Below are 4774 nucleotides of genomic sequence, written 5' to 3' on the forward strand. Positions count from 1 at the left end.
AAGGTGAACTGAAGGCAGTTGTCGACCAACACGTTTCCCGACAAATCAGTCAGATTTTCCCAGCACAACGTATAATCTTTCCCATTTATCATAGTGTCGGGAGTTACAACAAGCAGTTGATTTGCGTTTGCCGATACAGTCTTGATTGATACCGGTCCCATTTCATCTATAGAGCAGGAAGCCGCAGATGATTCTATAGGTTCGTCGAAGGTAAATCGTAGAATCGAATCGGATATGGCTTCTATTGCAGTGATACAGGGAGGCATGGTGTCGGCCATATCAATTGAATCGCCGGTAATTAACAGATTGTCGAAAGCAAAATGATAACTGCGGGTTTTGCTGTAACGGCAATTTATCTTGAAAGTACCCGATGGCGGAATCACTACTTGTTTCAAGATGGTATCTCCTTCGAGGCGATAGGACATTTCGTCCGAAAGGCGGCTATATAATTTCCAGTGTGTTCCGTTTTCTAATCTTAGCTTTACATTCACTTCAACATCTTCCTTGTCCAGCAGTCCCAATCGACCTTTGATGAGTCGTTTGGCTGTTGCCGTCCCTTTTACGCTGTATAAAGATATATTATCGTCGTTGTGACCTACCTGAACATAATAATGCGTTTCATCCGGATCTATATTTTCGCCCGACGAGAGAACATAGAGACGTACATTATTGGCATTGGATGAATTAAAATAAAGTTGAACATCTAGTTCCCATTCCATGTTTTTATTATAATTGACAGGCAATTGCAGTGAAGCATTTCCCTGTTCATACAAATCGTCAAGTTGTAGCCATCCATCGGTTGTAACATAAAATGACGCGGTATCACCTGTCCATGCATTGGTTGCAGTGATATATGACGACGAAAAAGTGTCTGAAGTCTGCGATTTTGTTAAAAAAGAAAGGAAACAGAGTAAAAAAAGAAAAATATGTTTCATAATAGTAAGGTTTTGTAGAAATAGGTATATCTTTGCAAGCCGAATGTTAACTTCGGATACTGTGCCTTGTAAAGTACAAAGATATAAAACTATTTTGCATAGAACGAAATAGTACTAATTATTTTTAATTTTAAATTGTGCTCAAAATGAAAGTAGCAATTGTTGGTGTTAGCGGAGCAGTAGGACAAGAATTCCTACGTGTGCTAGACGAGAGAAACTTCCCGATGGATGAGCTGATCCTTTTTGGTTCATCCCGTAGTGCCGGACGTGTTTATACTTTTAAAGGTAAACAGTACACCGTGAAAGAGCTCAAGCATAACGACGACTTTAAAGGGATCGACATTGCTTTCGTTTCGGCAGGAGGAGGTACTTCCATTGAGTTTGCAGAAACCATCACCAAACATGGTGCGGTGATGATAGACAACTCAAGTGCTTTCCGTATGGACGCTGATGTTCCATTGGTGGTTCCCGAGGTTAATCCGGAGGATGCATTGAACCGCCCGAAGGGGATTATTGCCAACCCTAATTGTACGACCATTCAGATGGTTGTTGCATTAAAGGCAATCGAAGGTATTTCTCACATTAAGAAAGTACATGTTTCAACCTACCAGGCTGCCAGTGGAGCAGGAGCTACTGCCATGGCAGAGTTGATAAAACAATACGAAGAGATACTGAAGGGAGATAAACCTACAGTAGAAAAGTTTGCTTATCAGCTGGCTTATAACCTGATTCCTCAGGTGGATGTATTTACCGATAACGGTTATACAAAGGAAGAGATGAAGATGTACCACGAAACACGTAAAATCATGCACTCTGATATTGAAGTCAGCGCCACATGTGTTCGTGTTCCGGTAATGCGTGCTCACTCTGAATCTACCTGGGTGGAAACAGAAAAGCCCATCAGTGTGGAGGAAGCCAAGGAGGCATTTGCCAAAGCCGAAGGAATTGTTTTACAAGACAACCCTGCTGCAAAGGAATATCCAATGCCATTATTTGTAGCTGATAAGGAACCAGTTTATGTTGGTAGAATCCGTAAGGATCTGACTAATCCGAATGGTCTGACTTTCTGGACGGTAAGTGATCAAATTAAAAAGGGAGCAGCTTTAAATGCTGTTCAGATCGCAGAATACCTTATCAAAGTAAAAAATGTAAAATAAGATTTTCTTATAAAATAATCAACAGGCCGTCCCCATAAGAGACGGCCTGTTTTTTTATTCTTCATTGTCGTATTCTTTCTCTCATCCTCTTTAAAGTGAAGGATATCTGCCGGAAAGTGAAGGTTATTTCTCAAAAAGTGAAGGATATTGGTGAAAAAGTGAAGGATATCTGATTGTTTAGTAATTGTAATTAATTGATGGATAGCATTTTATGTGTACAGGTGAAGGAAGTGAAGGATATTTTCGTGAAATCTGTAAGGTAATTCAACAAGTAAGGCCTGTTGTGCGGAAACCCGGTACTTTTTATCGGCAAAGATATATCTTTGAGAAACCGTTCCTATATCTTTGAACATTCAAACATATAGGAATGAAAACCGATCCGGTATTTAAAATTAAATATGTAAACCAAATTCATTACGAATCAAAAGAAAGACATGCCTCAAAAAATCAGGTACATTTTGGACAGGAAGTATATACTTTTTGGTAAATAAGTATATACATTTTAGGCAAAAAGTACTAACAAAACAGAGAAGATTTTTATATGTCTGCGATTGGTTACTTCTGTTTTAATGCTTCTCTACGTTCCTTTTCGCGGTCTCTAAGTTTCTGCTGATAGAGTTTCTCCTTTTGTTTACGTTCGGCTTCACGCTTTTTGAGTTGCTCTTTATAGGCCCGTTCCTTTTCTTTAAGGAGTAATTTCCGTTCCTTGATCTTCTGTTTACGGGCAGCTTCTGCTTGCTTCAACCGATCTTTTTGTTCCTTTTCAAGCGCTTTCTCCCTGTCGGCTTTAGCTTTGAGCAAAGCTTGATTTTCAATTTCCTGCTTTTTCAGGATATCTGCACGTTCTTTCGCCTTTTGTTCCTGCAATTCCTTATCTGCCTTTTGTTTGGCTTCAAATTCTTCACGTTGCTGTTTCTTTCGGGCCTCTTCTTCTGCAGCTTCCTTTGCACGGATTGCCTGAATTTCTTTCAGAGTCAACTCTTTTGATTCAGGAACAATCGATCCGGAAATGCTGTCTGCGCTAAATTCGGATTCAGGGAGCGTATCCTGTATTATTTCATTCATCCGGGTACTATCCGTTGGAAGATCTATCGCCTTTTCTGTTCGATCTATTTGAAGTGAATCAATTGGTCGTTGTATGAGTTGAATTGAATCCGGAACGGCAGACTGTGTATTCGTTGAATCTGCTTGTTGATCTGTAACATCAGATACGAATGACGGTGCCGGAATCTCGGTTGTTTCGTCAGCTTGATCCATTAGCCGGATACGCCAGCGTGATACGATTTCGGAAGCTGATTCGCCAAAGTTTTCATTGAAAAAAGTAATGTATTCGTCTAATGTCTTGCCATGAATCAGCACCTCATAATTGGATTCGGAGATGGGTAAGATACCTACAGCTCTTTCGATATTCGCAGCATATCCGGATTCGGAATGGATCATACGGTAATACTGCAGTATTTCTTCCATTCCAACAAAACCACGTATAAAGAGCATATTCATTTCTCCAAAAGATTCGCTGCTTAAGTCGAACTCCTTTATCATAAAGTTGGCAAAATTATAGGAGGCTACAGTGAAAAGGAGTTGATTCAGTTCCACTTTTCCTGCCGGGTAAATTAGTAACATCCGATAAGGCTCATTTATTCCGGCAGTAAAGGTACGGGTTGAATCGATAGCACCTGGCTCGATCCCATCTTGCAGTCCGAAGCGCATATTCCATTTCATCCCGGTAACATCTCCTTGTACCATAGAACGCCCGCGCAGGACTCCCTTGAGCATTTCGCCAGCCAGTTCAGTTACATCGGCTTGAGGATATTTCTCTACCAATGCTTTGAGAGCCTCTTTGAAACGGTTGGCATCGCCTGACTGAACATATGTAAGAGCCTCAAGGAATGTGAATTTCGGTAATAACTTGGATAGCGGATAGGCGGTTGTTACCTTTCTGTAATTATTTCTTACATTGGTTGTGTCGCCGACCAGGTATTGGTTATAGGTTCTTTCGTAAATGGAATCCTGTACACGGTCCATCATACGGATATTATAAGCATAATTGGGGTCTGCGACTGCCAGAGCATAATCACTTTCCGGAAAAGTTTGCATAAGCTTACTTTTATATTGGGCTGCAAGCGAACGGTCTTCCAATCGTAATCCCATCAGATACAATTGATAATAGCTGTCTAAACGATATTTATTTTGAGGAAAGCGTCTGTCCAACGTTTCAAAGGTTTCAATAGCCAGCGGAAGGTCTTCCAGTTTGTCTTTATATATCTTTCCCATGTTAAAGAGCCCGTCGGCAATTATAAGATCCGATGCCAGCAGGTCTTCTTCCGTTAGTGGGATTTGCTGAAGATAAAATGCCGGATCTTTTGGATCTTGAGAAGCTACAGGCGAAGGTAGAGAATCTACAGAAACTACCTGATTTCCCCTGTCGGGAGCAGTGTCTTGTACATTGTCTGAAAGTACATTACTATCCTGATTATCAACGAAGGTATTCATTGCTTTTTTAAGCCTGCGCCAATTGTCTTCAAGTAATCGTCTTCCCCAGCGGGTCTGAAACTGTCTTTTTCCATCGGCAACAGTTTGAGGATTGTAAAAATAAAACGAATTCTCTCCTGTTGCTACCGGCATGGTAACTGTTCGGGTTCCTGTGCCAGTACGGTTTATTCCACTTCCTTTGGCATCCTG

At 40.9% G+C, this 4774-nt stretch carries 3 protein-coding genes; 1 reads left to right on the forward strand and 2 read right to left on the reverse strand.

What is annotated here, in order from left to right:
• Positions 1 to 935: hypothetical protein (locus AB7E53_RS05120; RefSeq protein WP_446774542.1), on the reverse strand; the 935-nt coding region annotated here is incomplete at its 3' end.
• A gap of 146 nt (positions 936 to 1081) precedes the next feature.
• Between AB7E53_RS05120 and AB7E53_RS05125 the strand changes: the two genes are divergently transcribed.
• A complete protein-coding gene (locus tag AB7E53_RS05125; RefSeq protein WP_079682345.1) occupies positions 1082 to 2092 on the forward strand; it encodes an aspartate-semialdehyde dehydrogenase in 1011 nt (336 codons plus the stop codon).
• A 555-nt stretch (positions 2093 to 2647) separates the two neighbouring features.
• Here AB7E53_RS05125 and porW read toward each other — a convergent pair.
• A partial coding sequence (porW, locus tag AB7E53_RS05130) for a type IX secretion system periplasmic lipoprotein PorW/SprE (RefSeq protein WP_446774544.1) occupies positions 2648 to 4774 on the reverse strand: 2127 nt, incomplete at its 5' end.

This window comes from Macellibacteroides sp., from assembly GCF_050251695.1.
Taxonomy (GTDB): Bacteria; Bacteroidota; Bacteroidia; order Bacteroidales; family Tannerellaceae; genus Macellibacteroides; species Macellibacteroides fermentans.